Source organism: Streptomyces sp. NPDC085900 (assembly GCF_044540925.1).
In the GTDB taxonomy this organism is placed as follows: domain Bacteria; phylum Actinomycetota; class Actinomycetes; order Streptomycetales; family Streptomycetaceae; genus Streptomyces; species Streptomyces gilvifuscus.
Genome location: NZ_JBITSP010000003.1, coordinates 822,894 through 841,330, shown reverse-complemented (window position 1 = coordinate 841,330; position 18,437 = coordinate 822,894). Strand labels below are relative to the sequence as shown.

The 18,437-nt window shown below is 67.7% G+C and carries 14 protein-coding genes; 7 read left to right on the top strand and 7 right to left on the bottom strand.

Annotated features, from left to right (window positions below):
• Positions 1 to 96: 96 nt before the first annotated feature.
• Positions 97 to 3,996, top strand: a complete 3,900-nt coding sequence (locus tag ACIGDI_RS13310) for a DNA-directed RNA polymerase subunit beta' (protein WP_272175260.1) — start codon at positions 97 to 99, stop codon at positions 3,994 to 3,996.
• 54 nt (positions 3,997 to 4,050) lie between these two features.
• Here the strand turns inward: ACIGDI_RS13310 and ACIGDI_RS13305 are convergent, their stop codons facing one another.
• From ACIGDI_RS13305 to ACIGDI_RS13275, 7 genes are all read right to left on the bottom strand, one after another.
• Entirely contained in the window at positions 4,051 to 5,055 is a 1,005-nt protein-coding gene (locus ACIGDI_RS13305; protein WP_399894821.1) for a M48 family metalloprotease, read from the bottom strand.
• A 27-nt stretch (positions 5,056 to 5,082) separates the two neighbouring features.
• Positions 5,083 to 5,592: a Pycsar system effector family protein gene (locus tag ACIGDI_RS13300; protein ID WP_399894818.1), complete on the bottom strand. Its 510-nt coding sequence runs from the start codon at positions 5,590 to 5,592 to the stop codon at positions 5,083 to 5,085.
• Entirely contained in the window at positions 5,589 to 6,347 is a 759-nt protein-coding gene (locus ACIGDI_RS13295; protein WP_399894815.1) for a hypothetical protein, read from the bottom strand. Before ACIGDI_RS13295 ends, ACIGDI_RS13300 begins: the two co-directional genes overlap by 4 nt.
• 324 nt (positions 6,348 to 6,671) lie before the next feature.
• Positions 6,672 to 8,828, bottom strand: coding sequence for a hypothetical protein (locus tag ACIGDI_RS13290; protein ID WP_399894812.1), 2,157 nt, complete (start codon positions 8,826 to 8,828; stop codon positions 6,672 to 6,674).
• Positions 8,825 to 9,568: a hypothetical protein gene (locus ACIGDI_RS13285; protein WP_399894809.1), complete on the bottom strand. Its 744-nt coding sequence runs from the start codon at positions 9,566 to 9,568 to the stop codon at positions 8,825 to 8,827. The genes ACIGDI_RS13290 and ACIGDI_RS13285 overlap by 4 nt, the downstream gene beginning before the upstream one ends.
• Positions 9,569 to 9,706: 138 nt before the next feature.
• Positions 9,707 to 10,423 (bottom strand): Crp/Fnr family transcriptional regulator, encoded by a 717-nt coding sequence (locus ACIGDI_RS13280; protein WP_399894806.1) that lies wholly within the window; start codon positions 10,421 to 10,423, stop codon positions 9,707 to 9,709.
• Positions 10,424 to 10,581: 158 nt separating this feature from the next.
• On the bottom strand, positions 10,582 to 11,580 hold the full coding sequence (locus tag ACIGDI_RS13275) for a hypothetical protein (RefSeq protein WP_399894803.1): 999 nt from the start codon (positions 11,578 to 11,580) through the stop codon (positions 10,582 to 10,584).
• A 207-nt stretch (positions 11,581 to 11,787) separates the two neighbouring features.
• Between ACIGDI_RS13275 and ACIGDI_RS13270 the strand changes: the two genes are divergently transcribed.
• From ACIGDI_RS13270 to ACIGDI_RS13245, 6 genes are all read left to right on the top strand, one after another.
• Positions 11,788 to 12,339: a DUF1707 and DUF4190 domain-containing protein gene (locus ACIGDI_RS13270; protein ID WP_399894800.1), complete on the top strand. Its 552-nt coding sequence runs from the start codon at positions 11,788 to 11,790 to the stop codon at positions 12,337 to 12,339.
• Positions 12,340 to 12,679: 340 nt separating this feature from the next.
• Entirely contained in the window at positions 12,680 to 13,051 is a 372-nt protein-coding gene (gene rpsL / locus ACIGDI_RS13265; RefSeq protein ID WP_003948652.1) for a 30S ribosomal protein S12, read from the top strand.
• Between the two features lie 2 nt (positions 13,052 to 13,053).
• On the top strand, positions 13,054 to 13,524 hold the full coding sequence (gene rpsG / locus ACIGDI_RS13260) for a 30S ribosomal protein S7 (RefSeq protein ID WP_003992340.1): 471 nt from the start codon (positions 13,054 to 13,056) through the stop codon (positions 13,522 to 13,524).
• Positions 13,525 to 13,563: 39 nt separating this feature from the next.
• On the top strand, positions 13,564 to 15,690 hold the full coding sequence (gene fusA, locus ACIGDI_RS13255) for an elongation factor G (protein WP_200700867.1): 2,127 nt from the start codon (positions 13,564 to 13,566) through the stop codon (positions 15,688 to 15,690).
• A gap of 155 nt (positions 15,691 to 15,845) precedes the next feature.
• The gene (gene tuf / locus ACIGDI_RS13250) at positions 15,846 to 17,039 is read left to right on the top strand and encodes an elongation factor Tu (protein ID WP_058923768.1); all 1,194 of its coding nucleotides are present in this window, start codon (positions 15,846 to 15,848) and stop codon (positions 17,037 to 17,039) included.
• 246 nt (positions 17,040 to 17,285) lie between these two features.
• On the top strand, positions 17,286 to 18,422 hold the full coding sequence (locus ACIGDI_RS13245) for an acyltransferase family protein (RefSeq protein WP_399894795.1): 1,137 nt from the start codon (positions 17,286 to 17,288) through the stop codon (positions 18,420 to 18,422).
• Positions 18,423 to 18,437 lie beyond the last annotated feature (15 nt).

Genomic DNA, 18,437 nt, shown 5'->3' with positions numbered 1-18,437 from the left:
AGTCCGGTCGGAGGTACCGGTGAGGAACCTCCGGCCGGCCCCAGGACCCCCGTTTCAGACCCCAAGACTTACAACCCTGAGAGGGATTGACGCATAGTGCTCGACGTCAACTTCTTCGATGAGCTCCGGATCGGCCTGGCCACCGCCGACGACATCCGTCAGTGGAGCCACGGCGAGGTCAAGAAGCCCGAGACGATCAACTACCGCACGCTCAAGCCGGAAAAGGACGGACTCTTCTGCGAGAAGATCTTCGGTCCGACCCGGGACTGGGAGTGCTACTGCGGCAAGTACAAGCGTGTCCGGTTCAAGGGCATCATCTGTGAGCGCTGCGGCGTCGAGGTGACTCGCGCCAAGGTGCGCCGTGAGCGGATGGGCCACATCGAACTGGCCGCCCCCGTCACGCACATCTGGTACTTCAAGGGTGTTCCTTCGCGCCTCGGCTACCTGCTGGACCTGGCGCCCAAGGACCTCGAGAAGGTCATCTACTTCGCGGCGTACATGATCACGTACGTCGACGAGGAGCGCCGTACCCGAGACCTGCCCTCCCTGGAGGCGCACGTCTCGGTCGAGCGGCAGCAGATCGAGAACCGCCGGGACGCCGACCTGGAGGCCCGCGCCAAGAAGCTCGAGTCCGACCTGGCCGAGCTCGAGGCCGAGGGTGCCAAGGCCGACGTGCGCCGCAAGGTGCGCGAGGGTGCCGAGCGCGAGATGAAGCAGCTGCGCGACCGTTCGCAGCGCGAGATCGACCGCCTCGACGAGGTGTGGACCCGGTTCAAGAACCTCAAGGTCCAGGACCTGGAGGGCGACGAGCTCCTCTACCGCGAGCTGCGTGACCGCTTCGGCACGTACTTCGACGGTTCGATGGGTGCCGCGGCGCTGCAGAAGCGCCTGGAGTCCTTCGACCTCGACGAGGAGGCCGAGCGCCTCCGCGAGATCATCCGCACCGGCAAGGGCCAGAAGAAGACCCGTGCGCTGAAGCGGCTGAAGGTCGTGTCTGCCTTCCTGCAGACCTCCAACAGCCCCAAGGGCATGGTCCTCGACTGCGTCCCGGTCATCCCGCCGGACCTTCGCCCGATGGTGCAGCTGGACGGTGGCCGCTTCGCGACCTCCGACCTGAACGACCTGTACCGCCGTGTGATCAACCGCAACAACCGTCTGAAGAGGCTCCTCGACCTCGGCGCGCCCGAGATCATCGTCAACAACGAGAAGCGCATGCTTCAGGAGGCTGTTGACGCCCTCTTCGACAACGGTCGTCGCGGCCGTCCGGTGACCGGTCCCGGTAACCGCCCGCTGAAGTCCCTCAGCGACATGCTGAAGGGTAAGCAGGGTCGATTCCGTCAGAACCTGCTCGGCAAGCGTGTCGACTACTCGGCGCGTTCCGTGATCGTCGTCGGTCCGCAGCTGAAGCTGCACCAGTGCGGTCTGCCGAAGGCGATGGCGCTGGAGCTGTTCAAGCCGTTCGTGATGAAGCGCCTGGTCGACCTGAACCACGCGCAGAACATCAAGAGCGCCAAGCGCATGGTGGAGCGCGGCCGCACGGTCGTGTACGACGTCCTCGAAGAGGTCATCGCCGAGCACCCGGTTCTGCTGAACCGTGCTCCCACCCTGCACCGACTCGGCATCCAGGCCTTCGAGCCGCAGCTGGTCGAGGGCAAGGCCATCCAGATCCACCCGCTCGTCTGCACTGCGTTCAACGCGGACTTCGACGGTGACCAGATGGCCGTGCACCTGCCGCTGTCCGCGGAGGCGCAGGCCGAGGCCCGCATCCTGATGCTGTCCTCGAACAACATCCTCAAGCCGGCCGACGGCCGTCCGGTGACGATGCCGACCCAGGACATGGTCCTCGGTCTGTTCTTCCTCACCACCGACGGCGAGATGCGGAACGTCAAGGGCGAGGACCGCTCCTTCGCGTCCGTGGCCGAGGCGATCATGGCGTTCGACGCCGGCGAGCTCTCGCTGCAGTCGCGCGTGGACATCCGCTTCCCGGTGGGCACCATCCCGCCGCGCGGCTGGACCCCGCCGGTCCGCGAGGAGGGCGAGCCGGAGTGGCAGCAGGGTGACAGCTTCCGTCTGAAGACCACGCTCGGTCGTGCGCTCTTCAACGAACTGCTGCCCGAGGACTACCCGTTCGTCGACTACGAGGTCGGCAAGAAGCAGCTCTCCGAGATCGTCAACGACCTCGCCGAGCGCTACCCCAAGGTCATCGTGGCGGCGACGCTCGACAACCTGAAGGCGGCCGGCTTCTACTGGGCCACCCGTTCCGGCGTCACCGTCGCCATCTCCGACGTCGTCGTCCCCGACGCGAAGAAGGAGATCGTCAAGGGCTACGAGGCGCAGGACGAGAAGGTCCAGAAGCAGTACGAGCGCGGTCTGATCACCAAGGACGAGCGCACGCAGGAACTCATCGCGATCTGGACCAAGGCGACCAACGAGGTCGCCGAGGCGATGAACGACAACTTCCCGAAGACCAACCCGATCTTCATGATGGTGAACTCGGGTGCACGAGGCAACATGATGCAGATGCGTCAGATCGCCGGTATGCGTGGTCTGGTGTCGAACGCGAAGAACGAGACGATCCCGCGTCCGATCAAGGCGTCGTTCCGTGAGGGCCTGTCCGTGCTGGAGTACTTCATCTCCACGCACGGTGCCCGTAAGGGTCTGGCGGACACCGCTCTGCGTACCGCCGACTCGGGTTACCTCACCCGTCGTCTGGTCGACGTCTCCCAGGACGTCATCATCCGCGAGGAGGACTGCGGCACCGAGCGCGGTCTGAAGCTGCGGATCGCCTCGCGCGGCGCCGACGGTGTCCTGCGCAAGGCGGACGACGTCGAGACCAGCGTCTACGCCCGCATGCTCGCCGAGGACGTCGTCATCGACGGCAAGGTGATCGCGCCGGCCAACGTGGACCTGGGCGACGTGCTCATCGACCAGCTGGTGCACCACGGTGTCGAGGAGGTCAAGACCCGTTCGATCCTGACCTGCGAGTCCCAGGTCGGCACCTGCGCGATGTGCTACGGCCGTTCGCTGGCCACCGGCAAGCTGGTCGACATCGGTGAGGCGGTCGGCATCATCGCCGCCCAGTCCATCGGTGAGCCCGGTACCCAGCTGACGATGCGTACCTTCCACACCGGTGGTGTGGCCGGTGACGACATCACCCAGGGTCTGCCGCGTGTCGTCGAGCTCTTCGAGGCCCGTACCCCGAAGGGTGTCGCCCCGATCTCCGAGGCCTCCGGCCGCGTGCGGATCGAGGAGACCGAGAAGACCAAGAAGATCGTCATCACGCCGGACGACGGCAGCGACGAGACGGCGTACCCGATCTCGAAGCGCGCCCGACTCCTGGTCAGCGAGGGCGAGCACGTCGAGGTGGGCCAGAAGCTCACCGTGGGTGCCACCAACCCGCACGACGTGCTGCGCATCCTGGGCCAGCGTGCCGTCCAGGTCCACCTGGTCGGCGAGGTCCAGAAGGTCTACAACTCGCAGGGTGTGTCGATCCACGACAAGCACATCGAGATCATCATCCGGCAGATGCTGCGCCGCGTGACGATCATCGAGTCCGGCGACGCCGAGCTGCTGCCCGGCGAGCTGGTCGAGCGCTCGAAGTTCGAGACCGAGAACCGTCGTGTGGTCCAGGAGGGCGGTCACCCGGCCTCCGGTCGTCCGCAGCTCATGGGTATCACCAAGGCCTCGCTGGCGACGGAATCCTGGCTGTCGGCCGCCTCCTTCCAGGAGACGACCCGAGTCCTGACGGACGCGGCGATCAACGCCAAGTCCGACAGCCTCATCGGCCTCAAGGAGAACGTCATCATCGGTAAGCTCATCCCGGCCGGTACGGGCCTGTCCCGCTACCGCAACATCCGGGTCGAGCCGACCGAGGAGGCCAAGGCCGCGATGTACTCGGCCGTCGGCTACGACGACATCGACTACTCGCCGTTCGGCACCGGCTCCGGCCAGGCCGTCCCGCTGGAGGACTACGACTACGGTCCGTACAACCAGTAAGGCGTACGTCGACCGAAGGGCGGTCACCCCGTGGGGTGGCCGCCCTTCGGCGTGTCAGCGCCTGCGCTCCAGATGCGTCTGCAGACGATGCATACGCGTATAGACATCGGGGTGCGAATCGAGCAGTCGTAGCGCCACTCCCTCCGGGGCATCTCGGCGGGGCTCCCGTCGGTCATGCTCGGCACGAAGCACGGACATCAGGGGAGCGGCGAAACCTAGTGACGCCGCGTGTTCGTCGGCGCGCAACTCCGCTTGCCGTGAGACCGCCGCCACCAGGTAGGGCGTGGCCAGCGGCAGGAAGATCAGACCGTACGTCGTGGTCGCCAGCGAGAGGACCACGACCGCGATCACGACCGCGGTCAGGATCGCCGCGCCGCCTGAGGGGCGCTGCACACGTTTGGCCAGCCGGAGAACGAGGAGTCGCGTCAGTCGTGAGGGCAGGGCATACCAGAATGCGAGCAGCGACGCCCAGGCATGACCACGAGTGTGGTGGCCGAGCTCATGGGCGAGTACACCGCCGAGCTGTGCGGGCGTGAGTGTCGACAGCGAGTGGCTGGTCACGCTGACGATGTGGCCCGCCGCCGCGGAGGCGTTGACCGCGTCCTTCTCCTGTACCCATAGCTGGTACGCGTTCGCGTCCACGCCGGCGCGACCGGTCACCTCCTGCCAGACGGGACGCAGTTTCTGTTCTTCCTCCGGGGCTGGATAGCGAAGCCGCAGCAGCCAGCGGGCCAGCAGTCGTTCGCAGGGCCGGTTGAAGGCCAGAGCACCGCTCAGTGCCCAGCAGCCGAACAGGATCCACCACTCCAGGCCTGTGACGATGCCGATGATGTACGACATCGTGAACACGACGACCGCACTGGCGAACCCGTGGGGGAGGTGCAGTACCAGATGGCCGAGGGCCGTGACGTCCACCCCTCGCCGACGGGCGGATATGTAAACGCGGCCGGTGGGAAACGACGACTCCCTCTCGCCGGGTTCCTCTGGGTTCTCCTGTGCCTCCGGGCGGCCCGGTTTGTTGGGTTCCTCGGAGTCCTTCCTTTCATAGAACAGGGACATGGCGCTTCCTTCCACGCAGGGACGAGTTCAGGCGACGAGCAATGAGACGGGGAGCAGGACCGTCGCGCCGCCGAAGGCGATCAGGCCGGTCCGGATCCAGAAGTGTTTGCGAGCGGCGATGCGGCTGTTCTCGGCAAGGGCCGTGCGTAGCGCCCAGGCGGGGGCGCGTTCCGTGTCCGCGAGGGCCGAGCCGAGGTGGCCGGCGCGGACGGCACGGCGGATGTCGCCGAAGTAGGTGAGCGGGAGCCCCGGTGTCCAGCGGCTTCTGCCGTAACGGGGCGTGACGGCGAGCAGCAGGGCGAGGAGCGACGTGGCCAGCAGGGCCGTTCCCGTCCACCACAGCAGGGCAGCTGGGGTCGCGAGCCGGGTCGGCGTCCAGCGCTGGTCGATCAGCAGTGCGCTGAGCAGTCCTGCCGTCAGCCCGAGCATGCCCACCAGCACCGTTGCCTTGGCGTCGGCGCGGGCGATCTCAGCTCGGAGGTCAGCGAGCAATTGGACGTCGGCCCGGGGACGAGGCGCCCGCGGGGTCCGGGTCATGGTTCGTCTTCCAGGTGCTTCTCAAGCGACAACTCCGGGTACGGGGGAGGAGGCTCGGCACCGGCAGGCGTACCGGTCGCCCGAAGGATGGCGGCCATCCGCTCGGCCACGAGTTGAGAGGGCTCGTCGAGCTGATAGCCCTCCAGCCGCTTGTTGTCCAGGGCCTGGTCGATCAGGTGCAGTTGGGTCTGCACCAGCTGCGCCTGGTCGGCATGAAGGCGATCGAGCACCAGAGCGGTGTCCTCCGGGTGCACCGCCAGGTGCAGGGCGACCGCGGCCGTACCGCCCCTGGCCAGCTGGCGCTCGTAAAAGGTGATCTTCTTGGCGGTCCGCTCCGCCGCGAGCTCGTCTCGGAGACTGACCGCATCGTGCTCCGGCCTGGCCGCCTCCGCCTCATGACGGGCCGTGCGCAGCCGGTCCTGGTGGAAGCGCTCCGTGGCATCGCGTCGCAGGCGCACCGAGCAGCCGACTTCCAGACCCTCGTCGGCGCCGATCGGCGGCGCGGCATCCACTGCCCGCTGGACCGCCTTCTCCGCCTCGGCACTTGCATCGATGGGGTGACTGCGGCCGGCCGCACGCATCACCCGCAGCAGCCTGTGGGCGACCAGGCCGGGCACATCTCGCTGCTGGCTCTCCACGAAGAGCGCCGGATCGACGACCCGCCAGGTGATGTCGGCCGTGGCCTCGAACTCGAAGCTGTCGACCCGGCTGGGCAGGGGCACCTTCATCTGAAAGGCGTGGGGGTTGGTGTTCACCTCGTACAGCGCGACGAAGCCCAGGACGGATGTGGGTCGCTTCGGAGGCATGTACGTCCGGTACGTCCCCTGTTTCGTGACCAGGACCAACGCGTGGTCGAGCCGCCCGGTGAACCGCCGGGTGCCGAGACGGAAGCGGGGCAGTTGCCAGACGGTGCGGACCGGGTCCGCGTCCCGGCTGGGGCTTACGGGAGGGTCGGACTGCTGACGGAACCAGTCGAGGTGATCCGGCTCTCCCTCGGCCGATGCCGGGCCCGTCGGCTCTTTCCCTGGCTTCGGTGGTGGACCGGACAATGGGTCGGTGTGTGCCATGGTCGGCCTCCTTCAGGATGTGGAGATGCGTGCCAGCAAACGGTCGGCCGCTGGGAAACGGCCCTTGTCGGCATCGCGGACCGTGCGCAGCAGGTGGCTGACGCGACTGTGGTTGGCGGGTGTCGTGACGAGGGCAGGCAGCAGGGACGTGAGGGCGGCCTCCGCCTCCGCGTCGCGATCGGCGGCGAGGACCCAGCCGCGCAGGATGCGCAGCGCCTTCGCGGTGCGTGCCCGGTGGGCCAGAGCGGCCTGCCAGAACGCGATGAGATCGTGTGCGTCGGTGTCGTCGACCGCCGCCGCGGCCTGCGCGTACCAATTGAGGACGAGCGGGCGGTCGTTCGCCTCGTCGGGCTGTTCGCACGCCTGCAGGAAGGCGAGCAGCGCGTACTCACGGACCGCGCGGTCGCGGTCGTTGAGGTGTTCTGCAAGGGCCCTCAGCACAGGCCGGCGCAATGCCAGGAGCAGGAGTTCCAGCGCGTCCGCGAACTGGATGGCTTCCTCCTTCAGGTACTCCGCGTATGCCTCCCCGTCGTCCTCGTCCTCCAGGTCGTACGGCCGGTGCTGTCCGCGTATCGCTTCCAGCAGGGCGTTCAGGGCGTGTTCGTAGTGGACGGGCCCCAGCAGGCCGTACGCGCGGACGGCTGTCCAACGACGGCCTTCGTCCCCTTCGTAGTCGGCGGTGCACCAGTCGTGCAGGATGCGGAAGACTGCGGGGACCTCCAACAGCTGGGCCATGGTGAGGGCGTTGGCTGCCGTAAGCCAGGAGCCGAACTGGTCGTCGTCCGCCCAGGGTTCGATGAGGAGGGCCATCGCCGACGACAGGTCGGCGGTGGCGAGCAGAGCGGTGGCCGAGGCCGCTCGTGTCCGGACCAGGGGGCGGCCGTCGTCGGCGAGCTCCTGGATCCACTCGACGAGTGCGGGTCGGGCGGAGGGGTGAAGGTTCCACACCTCCGTCAGCAGCAGTTGAGCCGTGCGCTCGTCCTGGAAGGCGGCGAAGTACTGGCCGACGAGGGGCCCCCACTCGGTGACCTCGGTGTCCCAGTAGCCACGGGCGTGCGCGCTTCGGAGCCGTTCCTCGCGTGAGGAGCCGAAGACCGCAATCTCGGGTGAAACACGCGGATTGGCGGTGTGCTGCAGCCGTTCGTAGAGCATGTCGGCGAGTTCTGCGGTCACCGCGTAAGGCGCTTTGTCGAACACGGCGAGGGCGATGAGAAAGGCCTTGTCGTGCAGGGAGGTCGGGCGCTGCTCGTCGGTGAGCCAGCGGGAGACCTGGGCGGTTACGGCCTGCTCGCCATAGGCGGTGAGTTTCTCCTCGTCCATCTCGCCCCGATGGAAGGCGACGAGCTGAAGTGCGAACTCCTCGATATCGCCGGGCTGTTGTTGCCGGGCCAGGAACTGTGTGACCGGTGCCAGCTCGCACAGCCGCTCCCAGGCGGCCCGCCCGGTGTGCCGGGTGACGTGTGAGCGCAGCATGTCCTCGGCTGCCGGCGGTTCCCAACGCACGAACGGGATGTCCTCCAGGGCCGCCGACGGTTCGACCGTGATCACCAAATAGCCGTCGGCGTGCTCCAGTCGCTCGCGTAGTCCCAGCAGATGTGGCTCACGCAAGGGATGGCTCCGGCTGGTGGCCAGATTGAGCAGGACGTAGCCAGCGGCGTCGTTCAATTGGTCCAGGAGGGCCGTGAGCGAGCCGGGCGGATCGAGGCTGAGCACGCGTTCGGCCCGTAGCCGCCGCAGCAGCATGAGCGCGGCCGAACGGCGGCCAGTGTCCCGCCCGCCGGCCAGGACCACCACCCGGTCGGCGCGCAGTCGGGCGAGCGCCTCGTCGAAGCTGGGGCAGGCGTGGAAGACGCACGACAGCTCCTCGATCTGTTCCCGGCGGATCTCCCCGGAGAGGTGTTCCGGCCGCTGCTGTCGCGGTCCGAAGTTGAAGTTCACGTCGCCCTCGACGGTGCCTCCGCTCACGCCGAGGAGGTCGCGTTCGATCCGCGTCCGTGCCAACGGCATGACGAAGGAGGGGCCGTGCGCGATGAGGTTCCGGCGCGCGGTCCAGGCCTCTTGCCGCTGCTGCTCCTGTGGGTCGGGCGACTCTTCCTGTTTCTTCTGCTTGCTGTCGGGCTCCGCCCCGTCCGCGGTTGTGGCGGTGGTCGCCGTGTCGTCCTGGCTCACCGGCGCTCACCTCGCGGGGACGAGCCGAAGTTGTAGTTCAGACCTCCGGAGTTGCGGCCACCGGTGGGTCCGTAGACATCGCCTTCGACGTGGGTGGTGGCGTATCCGTCGGACGGCGCACCGCCTGTCGGGGAGTCGGCGTCTGGCGTGGCGGAGTCCGGTGTGGCGGATGGAGACGCACCGTGGAGCCAGGCGATCGTCGGCCCCTCCTTCGTGTCCACCGTGATTCGGTGGAAGTCCTCCGGACGCACGCCCAGCGGGCCGTCGGACACGACTCCCTGATAAATGCCGTCGGACGCGCACAGCACGCAGTCCTCGCCGCAATCCCTCAGGGCCTCGCGCAGCGGTTCGCAGTCCAGCAGTCGGACGGCGTGGTTGAGGTCCCGCCCGACCCAGCCGCCGAGTTCGTCCACGGCGACGTAGCCGGCGGAGAGCACGATGCGCAGACGCATGCGTGTGCTTTCGGCGATCAGGCGGTTCTTCGCGTGCAGGAGAGCGGGGGTCTCGGTCAGCAGCGCCTTGGCGAGTGCCGGCACGGAGATCTGGGTGTCGATGAGTTCCATCACGGAGTCACCGCGGTCCGCGCGCAGCCTTGAGGTCTCGTCGACGCCGCCGTGCAGGAGCGTGTCGTCGACGACGTCGTAGAGCATGCGGCGCAGATACGCCTGCTCCACGTTGTCGCGCCTACCGAACTGCTCGATGTCGAAGAGCAGGATGGTGCGGTACACAGGGTCGGTCATGCGCTGGGTCATGGCTGCCTCTCGTGAGTCGGGCTCGATGCCCAGCACGATGGCTGCCTTCGGACGTACGGCCGAGGTCCGATGACACGGACGGACTGTGACCGTGTGCACAGACAGGAGACAGCGGCCCCCGTACGGTCAGGCGGCGCTCCCGGCAGCGATGCGGCGCAGGACGTCGGGTCGGAGCACGACGAGGCGCCGACGCCTGGTGACGACGACCTTGCGGCTGCGCAGGTCCCTGAGGAGTCGGGCGACCGCCTCGCGGGAGGAGCCGACCGAGCCCGCGAACTCCTGTTGGCTGAGGCCGATGGTGAGTTCGATGCCTTCGTCCGTGCGTTTTCCGTGGGTGCGGACGAGTTCGAGGAGCAGGACGGCCAGCCGCTCGCGCACCGAGAGGGCGGCCCATTCCAGTCTGCGGCGGTCGGTGGAGCGCTGCCGGTCGGTGGAGAGGCCGAGCAGATGCATTGACACGCGTGCGTTGTCCGTGAGGAACGCAGTGAACCGGCTCTCCTCGATCACCACCGCGTCGACCGGCTCCAGCGCGGTGACCGACGCCGAGCGTTGGCGCCTGCTGAGCGCGGCGCCCTCGCCGACTATGTCTCCCGGCCCGCGCAGAGCCAGTAGGGCCTCGTAGCCGTTGACTGCGAGCACCGTGACCTTCGTCCAGCCGTGCAGCAGAAGCAGCACGTGGGCCGACGGCTCGTCCTGTCGCATGATCACACTGCGTGCCGGATAGCTCAGCGGGCGTCCTATGGCGAGCAGTCCGAGCCTGTCCTCTTTTTCCAGCCGGGCAAGGAACGGCACCCGATCATCGAATCCCGCGTCGTCCCACGCGTACGTCTGCCCCCCGGTCATAGCCTGGCCCCCTCGTTAACCTGCGCTGACGTGCACGGTTCCGCAACCTTTCAACGTACTTGACGGGAGGGCGGCGGTAACGGGCGGCAATCGGCCGCAGTGGCCGACAGACGTATGTCGAGTCCAGGCGGGCGCATCGCGCGGTGCTTGCGGATCGGTCAGGGCTGGAGGCGCAGGATCCAGCAGCCGGTGGCGTCGACGCGGAGTGTCCGGCGGCGCTCCGGTACCGCCACGGTCAGGCGGGCGCTGTCGTGGCCCTCGGCGAGCAGCCGGCCGGTGTGGTGGGTGCGGGTGAGTTCGTGGAGGGCGAACGGGCCCCTGGCGCGGTGCTCGAACTCGATCAGGCGGCACCCCTCGTCCTTGAGGACCGTCTCGATGCCCCGCCCCCGCAGCTCCTGCTCCAGTCGCCGGATCTCGCCGGGCGGGCGCAGGGCGATCCGCCACGCGCCCGGTGCGCGGACGTCCAGCAGCAACCGCGCGCCGCGCCGGCCGGGCACCAGCACCCTGGCCCTGCCGCACACCGGACTCCAGGCCTCGTACCCGACGCCGAACAGCTCCCGCGGGCGTACGCCCCGGCCTCCACCCTCGTAGACCCGGAAGCCGCCGTGAAGGTCGTCGGTCTCGAAGACCAGCAGGGCGGGGCCGTCGCCCGGGGCGGGCACGTGCACCCGGGTGTCGCCGGTGCCGCGGATCCAGGTGATGTCCGTGCCGGCGAGGCGGGCGGAGTCCAGCCGGTCCAGGGCCGCCCTGCCGCGTTCCAGCAGCTCCGGTACCCGGGCGGGGGCGCTGCGCTTCGCCTCGTCGTAGACGTCCAGGGCGGTGCGGTACGCGGCGAGGTCGTCCGGGTCGGCGCCGGGGCCGGGCCGGTAGGTCTCCAGGCGCAGCAGGTCGCCGTACGACGTGACGGCGCGCTCGGCCGCTTCCGTGGCGGTCGGGCGCCTCTCGGTCGGGCGCTTCTTCCCGGGCGCCGGGGGCAGGGCGAAGCGGCGGGCCGCCAGGGTCGGCGGCACCACCAGGGCGAGGTACATGAGGAGCCCCGCCCAGCCGTCGCCGACCGGCAGCAGGCCGAGGGCGAGGACCAGCACGGCGAAGGCGGCCGTCCTGCTCAGCAGCCCGTAGCCCAGGAACCGTCCCCACGAAGCTCGGCCCGCGGTCATCGTCCCCACCCCCGTCGCATCCCCTCGGGCCATCGTGGGGCGCGTTCCCGCCCCGGCGTCAGGGACGATCCGCACCACATCGGGTGGGTTTCGGCTGCCGGGCTCCGGCAACGGCCGGAAGTAGATGTCCCCGTCCGGGAACCGGTGCCGGAAACGATGCGTTAGAGGATGATGGAGGCGTTGATTCGCTTTTGGGGGGAGGCGCCCGTGTCGCAGTCACAGCCGACGCCATGGCAGCCGTGGCAGTCGGGACAAGGTGTCCCGCAGCCCTGGCAGGCCCAGGCCTCCTCCTCCATGCTCGCCTCCCACGCGGAGCGGGAGCGGGCCGTCGACGTGCTCAGAGCCGGGTACGGGGAAGGCCGGCTGCAGCACTCCGAGTTCGAGAAGCGGGTCGCGCGGGCCTACGAGGCGCGGACGGTGGGGGAGCTGGCGCTGCTGGTGGCCGACCTGCCGCAGGGGCCCGTACCGGTCAACAGGCCGCCCGTGGGACCCGTGCCCGCCACCTTCCTGCCCGCCGCGCCGCCCACGAACGCCAAGGCGGTCGGCTCGCTCATCTGCGGGGTGCTCACGGTCGTGACCGGGGGGCTCACCGGGCTGCCCGCGGTCATCCTCGGGCACACCGCCCGCAGTGAGATGCAACGCACCGGCGAGCGCGGCGACGGACTGGCGATGACCGGGCTCGTGCTGGGCTGGATGTCGGTCGCCGGATGGGCGCTGATCATCACGATCCTCATGGCGGCGGCACTCGCCGGCGCGTGAGGCTCCTGAGCTGCGGTGACGTAGCCGCCGTAGATGACCGGGGTGTGAAATCGAAGATCAAAGACGGTGCAGGGTCTTGACATGCTCCGCATGGCGATGCGGGTGAGGCCCATTTGTTTTGACCGTAGCGTTTGAGGTAGGTACGCTCAGACCTTGTGCCTGGGGTGTGCCCTGGCTCTTGTGCGTGCCATCAACCGCATAGCGAGTCAAGACTGGCCACCGTAATCTGTGCTCTTTTCGCCTCGCGGCGGGAGTCCGCCGGATTCGACACACCCGACCGCGTGGGTCGGCGAAGTTCCAGGTTAGCTGTACCCATCGGCACACAGAAACCGGAGAAGTAGTGCCTACGATCCAGCAGCTGGTCCGTAAGGGCCGGCAGGACAAGGTCGAGAAGAACAAGACGCCCGCACTCGAGGGTTCCCCTCAGCGTCGCGGCGTCTGCACGCGTGTGTTCACGACCACCCCGAAGAAGCCGAACTCGGCCCTGCGTAAGGTCGCGCGTGTGCGTCTGACCAGCGGGATCGAGGTCACCGCTTACATTCCGGGTGAGGGACACAACCTGCAGGAGCACTCCATCGTGCTCGTGCGCGGCGGCCGTGTGAAGGACCTGCCGGGTGTTCGCTACAAGATCATCCGCGGCTCGCTCGACACCCAGGGTGTCAAGAACCGCAAGCAGGCTCGCAGCCGTTACGGCGCCAAGAAGGAGAAGTAAGAATGCCTCGTAAGGGCCCCGCCCCGAAGCGCCCGGTCATCATCGACCCGGTCTACGGTTCTCCTCTGGTGACCTCCCTCATCAACAAGGTGCTGCTGAACGGCAAGCGCTCCACCGCCGAGCGCATCGTCTACGGTGCCATGGAGGGTCTGCGTGAGAAGACGGGCAACGACCCGATCATCACGCTGAAGCGCGCACTGGAGAACATCAAGCCGACCCTCGAGGTCAAGTCCCGCCGTGTCGGTGGTGCGACGTACCAGGTTCCGATCGAGGTCAAGCCCGGTCGTGCCAACACGCTCGCGCTGCGCTGGCTGGTCGGTTACTCCCGCGCCCGTCGCGAGAAGACCATGACCGAGCGTCTGCTCAACGAGCTTCTCGACGCCTCCAACGGCCTCGGTGCCGCTGTGAAGAAGCGCGAGGACACCCACAAGATGGCCGAGTCCAACAAGGCCTTCGCGCACTACCGCTGGTAGTCGCTACCCACATCGAGACCGAGAGAAGACTGAAGCCTTATGGCTACCACTTCACTTGACCTGGCCAAGGTGCGCAACATCGGCATCATGGCCCACATCGACGCGGGCAAGACGACCACCACCGAGCGGATCCTGTTCTACACCGGTGTGTCTTACAAGATCGGTGAGGTCCACGACGGCGCTGCCACCATGGACTGGATGGAGCAGGAGCAGGAGCGTGGCATCACGATCACCTCTGCTGCCACCACCTGTCACTGGCCGCTGGAAGACGTCGACCACACCATCAACATCATCGACACGCCGGGCCACGTCGACTTCACCGTCGAGGTGGAGCGTTCGCTGCGCGTGCTCGACGGTGCCGTGACGGTGTTCGACGGCGTCGCCGGTGTTGAGCCCCAGTCCGAGACCGTGTGGCGTCAGGCGGACCGCTACGGCGTTCCGCGTATCTGCTTCGTCAACAAGCTCGACCGCACGGGCGCCGAGTTCCACCGCTGCGTGGACATGATCTCGGACCGCCTGGGCGCGCAGCCGATCGTCATGCAGCTCCCGATCGGTGCCGAGGCCGACTTCAAGGGCGTCGTGGACCTGGTCCGCATGAAGGCGCTCGTCTGGTCCGCCGAGGCCACCAAGGGCGAGATGTACGACGTCGTCGACATCCCGGACACGCACGCCGAGGCTGCCGAGGAGTACCGCGGCAAGCTTCTGGAGGCCGTGGCCGAGAACGACGAGGAGATCATGGAGCTGTACCTCGAGGGCACCGAGCCCACCGAGGAGCAGCTGTACGCCGCGATCCGTCGCATCACCATCGCGTCCGGCAAGTCCAAGGACACCACGGTCACCCCGGTGTTCTGCGGTACCGCGTTCAAGAACAAGGGCGTCCAGCCCCTGCTCGACGCGGTCGTGCGCTACCTCCCCTCCCCGCTCGACGTCGAGGCCATCGAGGGCCACGCCGTCAACGACCCGGAGGAGATCGTCAAGCGCAAGCCGTCCGAGGACGAGCCGCTGTCGGCCCTCGCGTTCAAGATCATGAGCGACCCGCACCTCGGCAAGCTCACCTTCGTCCGGGTCTACTCGGGCCGCCTGGAGTCCGGCACCTCGGTGCTGAACTCCGTCAAGGGCAAGAAGGAGCGCATCGGCAAGATCTACCGCATGCACGCGAACAAGCGTGAGGAGATCGACTCGGTGGGCGCCGGCGACATCATCGCCGTCATGGGTCTGAAGCAGACCACGACCGGTGAGACGCTGTGCGACGACAAGCAGCCGGTGATCCTGGAGTCCATGGACTTCCCGGCGCCGGTCATCCAGGTCGCCATCGAGCCCAAGTCGAAGGGCGACCAGGAGAAGCTGGGCGTCGCGATCCAGCGCCTGGCCGAGGAGGACCCGTCCTTCCAGGTCCACTCGGACGAGGAGACCGGCCAGACCATCATCGGTGGTATGGGCGAGCTGCACCTCGAGGTGCTGGTCGACCGTATGCGCCGTGAGTTCAAGGTCGAGGCCAACGTCGGCAAGCCGCAGGTCGCGTACCGCGAGACGATCCGCAAGGCCGTCGAGCGCGTCGACTACACGCACAAGAAGCAGACCGGTGGTACGGGTCAGTTCGCCAAGGTCCAGATCGGCATCGAGCCGATCGAGGGCGGCGACGCCTCGTACGAGTTCATCAACAAGGTGACCGGTGGCCGTATCCCCAAGGAGTACATCCCTTCGGTGGACGCGGGTGCGCAGGAGGCCATGCAGTTCGGCATCCTGGCCGGTTACGAGATGACCGGTGTCCGTGTGATCCTGCACGACGGTGGCTACCACGAGGTCGACTCTTCCGAGCTCGCCTTCAAGATCGCCGGCTCGCAGGCCTTCAAGGAGGCCGCCCGCAAGGCCAGCCCCGTGCTGCTCGAGCCGATGATGGCCGTCGAGGTCACCACGCCCGAGGACTACATGGGCGAGGTCATCGGCGACATCAACTCCCGCCGTGGCCAGATCCAGGCCATGGAGGAGCGGGCCGGTGCCCGCGTCGTGAAGGGCCTCGTGCCCCTTTCGGAGATGTTCGGCTACGTCGGCGACCTGCGCAGCAAGACGTCCGGCCGCGCCAGCTACTCCATGCAGTTCGACTCCTACGCCGAGGTTCCGCGGAACGTCGCCGAGGAGATCATCGCGAAGGCCAAGGGCGAGTAACGCACCGCGTTCACACGCCGTAGGCTTGACTCCGGAGCCTCACGGGGCATTCCGCCGCAAGAGCGGAGGAATGCCCCGGGGATCCGGGCCATCCAGCAAAGATCACCTGGCGCCGATGAAGCAAGGCGTTCAGAACCACTCCCAGGAGGACCCCAGTGGCGAAGGCGAAGTTCGAGCGGACTAAGCCGCACGTCAACATCGGCACCATCGGTCACATCGACCACGGTAAGACGACCCTCACGGCCGCCATTACCAAGGTGCTGCACGACGCGTTCCCGGACCTGAACGAGGCCTCGGCGTTCGACCAGATCGACAAGGCTCCCGAAGAGCGCCAGCGCGGTATCACCATCTCCATCGCGCACGTCGAGTACCAGACGGAGACCCGTCACTACGCCCACGTCGACTGCCCCGGTCACGCGGACTACATCAAGAACATGATCACCGGTGCTGCCCAGATGGACGGCGCCATCCTCGTGGTCGCCGCCACCGACGGCCCGATGCCGCAGACCAAGGAGCACGTGCTCCTGGCCCGCCAGGTCGGCGTTCCGTACATCGTCGTCGCCCTGAACAAGGCCGACATGGTGGACGACGAGGAGATCCTGGAGCTCGTCGAGCTCGAGGTGCGTGAGCTCCTCTCCGAGTACGAGTTCCCGGGCGACGACGTTCCGGTCGTCAAGGTTTCCGCTCTGAAGGCGCTCGAGGGCGACAAGGAGTGGGGCCAGTCGGTCCTGGACCTGATGAAGGCCGTCGACGAGTCGATCCCGGAGCCGGAGCGCGACGTCGACAAGCCGTTCCTCATGCCGATCGAGGACGTCTTCACGATCACCGGTCGCGGTACGGTCGTCACCGGCCGTATCGAGCGTGGTGTCCTGAAGGTCAACGAGACCGTCGACATCATCGGCATCAAGCCGGAGAAGACCTCCACCACGGTCACCGGCATCGAGATGTTCCGCAAGCTGCTCGACGAGGGCCAGGCCGGTGAGAACGTCGGTCTGCTGCTCCGCGGCATCAAGCGCGAGGACGTCGAGCGCGGCCAGGTCATCATCAAGCCGGGCTCGGTCACCCCGCACACCGAGTTCGAGGCGCAGGCCTACATCCTGTCCAAGGACGAGGGTGGCCGCCACACGCCGTTCTTCAACAACTACCGTCCGCAGTTCTACTTCCGTACGACGGACGTGACCGGCGTGGTGACCCTCCCCGAGGGCACCGAGATGGTCATGCCGGGTGACAACACCGAGATGAAGGTGGAGCTCATCCAGCCCATCGCCATGGAAGAGGGCCTGAAGTTCGCCATCCGTGAGGGTGGCCGGACGGTCGGCGCCGGCCAGGTCACCAAGATCAACAAGTGACTCTGAGCCGCTAGGCCTCTGAGAGGGCCCGTACGACTTCGGTCGTACGGGCCCTTTCGCTTGCCCGTTCGCCTTCCCCTTCGCCTGCCCGTTCGCCTGACCTTCGCTCATCCTTCGCTCGTCCTGTGAAGGCTGGGCGAACTCTGTGGGACACGGCGCCGAGGATGCCCCTTTCCCTCCACTTCGGGGTGGATGTGACGCTCTAGCGTGAGGGGGTCCGAGCAGCCAGGCAGGGGATGATCGTCGATGTCCGTGGTGGTCGACCGACCGACGCAGCAGCTGCGAACGGTGCGGGTCGACCGCCACAGACCCCCGCACCGCCCCGAACGCCCGCGCCTGTACGCCGTGGACGGCATCCGCCTCCTCGCCGCCCTGATGGTTGCCGTCCACCACTACGCCGGCAGCTGGCGGGTCGACCGGCCGGGCAACGCCGTGTGGGGCCGGCCGGTGTCGGAGGTGATGCCGACGGTGTTCCGCTTCGCGGCCTACGGCTGGATCGGCGTCGAGATCTTCTTCGTGATCAGCGGCTTCGTGATCTGCATGTCCTGCTGGGGCCGCGGCCCACGCCAGTTCTTCGTCTCACGTGTGATCCGCCTCTACCCGGCGTACTGGTTCGCCATCGTCTTCACGACAACCGTGGTCGTGGCGCTGCCCGGCGTCTGGGAACGCCTGAGGGCGCGCGACATCCTGCTCAACCTCACGATGCTGCAGTCCGGTTCGGGCGTCGACAGCGTCGACGGGGTGTACTGGACTCTCTGGTCCGAGCTGCGTTTCTACCTGCTCTTCCTCGCGGTCGTCGCCACGGGGCTGACGTACCGCAAGGTGGTCGTCTTCTGCTGCGCGTGGGGCGCGGCGGCGATGCTGGCGCCGGCGGCGCACTTCGCCCCTCTGACACTCGCGGCGAACCCCGAGGGCGCCTGGTTCTTCATCGCGGGGCTCGCCCTCTACCTGATGCACCGCTTCGGCCAGGACCTGCTGCTGTGGGGGATCCTCGCGATGGCGTGGCTGATGGGGCAGCGCCAACTGGGCCTGCGTATCGACGACTTCGAGCATGTGTCGGGCTGGCGGGGGAGTGTCGGCCTCTTCACCGGGTTCCTGCTGGTCATGGTCGCGATCGCGCTGGGCGCGACGGACCGACTCCGCTGGAAGTGGCTGGCGACGGCGGGCAGCCTCACGTATCCGCTGTATCTCCTGCACTACGTCGCCGGTACGACCCTCATCGACCGCCTGCAGGGCACGATGGACGCACGACTGCTGGTGACCGCCGTGATCGCAGGTTTCCTGGTACTGAGCTGGCTGGTGCACCGGTATGTGGAGCGGCCGGTGGCGCGGGTGCTGAAGCGGGGGTTGGAGGGGGCGTTCGGGCGGCTGCGAGGGGCCTAGGGCGCGCCGGGCCTA

Bases quoted from the DNA above. Each gene is read 5' to 3' on its own strand.
- ACIGDI_RS13305 (WP_399894821.1), bottom strand. From the start codon at position 5,055: ATGTCCCTGTTCTATGAAAGGAAGGACTCCGAGGAACCCAACAAACCG.
- ACIGDI_RS13300 (WP_399894818.1), bottom strand. From the start codon at position 5,592: ATGACCCGGACCCCGCGGGCGCCTCGTCCCCGGGCCGACGTCCAATTG.
- ACIGDI_RS13285 (WP_399894809.1), bottom strand. From the start codon at position 9,568: ATGACCGACCCTGTGTACCGCACCATCCTGCTCTTCGACATCGAGCAG.
- ACIGDI_RS13280 (WP_399894806.1), bottom strand. From the start codon at position 10,423: ATGACCGGGGGGCAGACGTACGCGTGGGACGACGCGGGATTCGATGAT.
- ACIGDI_RS13275 (WP_399894803.1), bottom strand. From the start codon at position 11,580: ATGACCGCGGGCCGAGCTTCGTGGGGACGGTTCCTGGGCTACGGGCTG.
- rpsG (WP_003992340.1), top strand. From the start codon at position 13,054: ATGCCTCGTAAGGGCCCCGCCCCGAAGCGCCCGGTCATCATCGACCCG.
- fusA (WP_200700867.1), top strand. From the start codon at position 13,564: ATGGCTACCACTTCACTTGACCTGGCCAAGGTGCGCAACATCGGCATC.
- ACIGDI_RS13245 (WP_399894795.1), top strand. From the start codon at position 17,286: ATGTCCGTGGTGGTCGACCGACCGACGCAGCAGCTGCGAACGGTGCGG.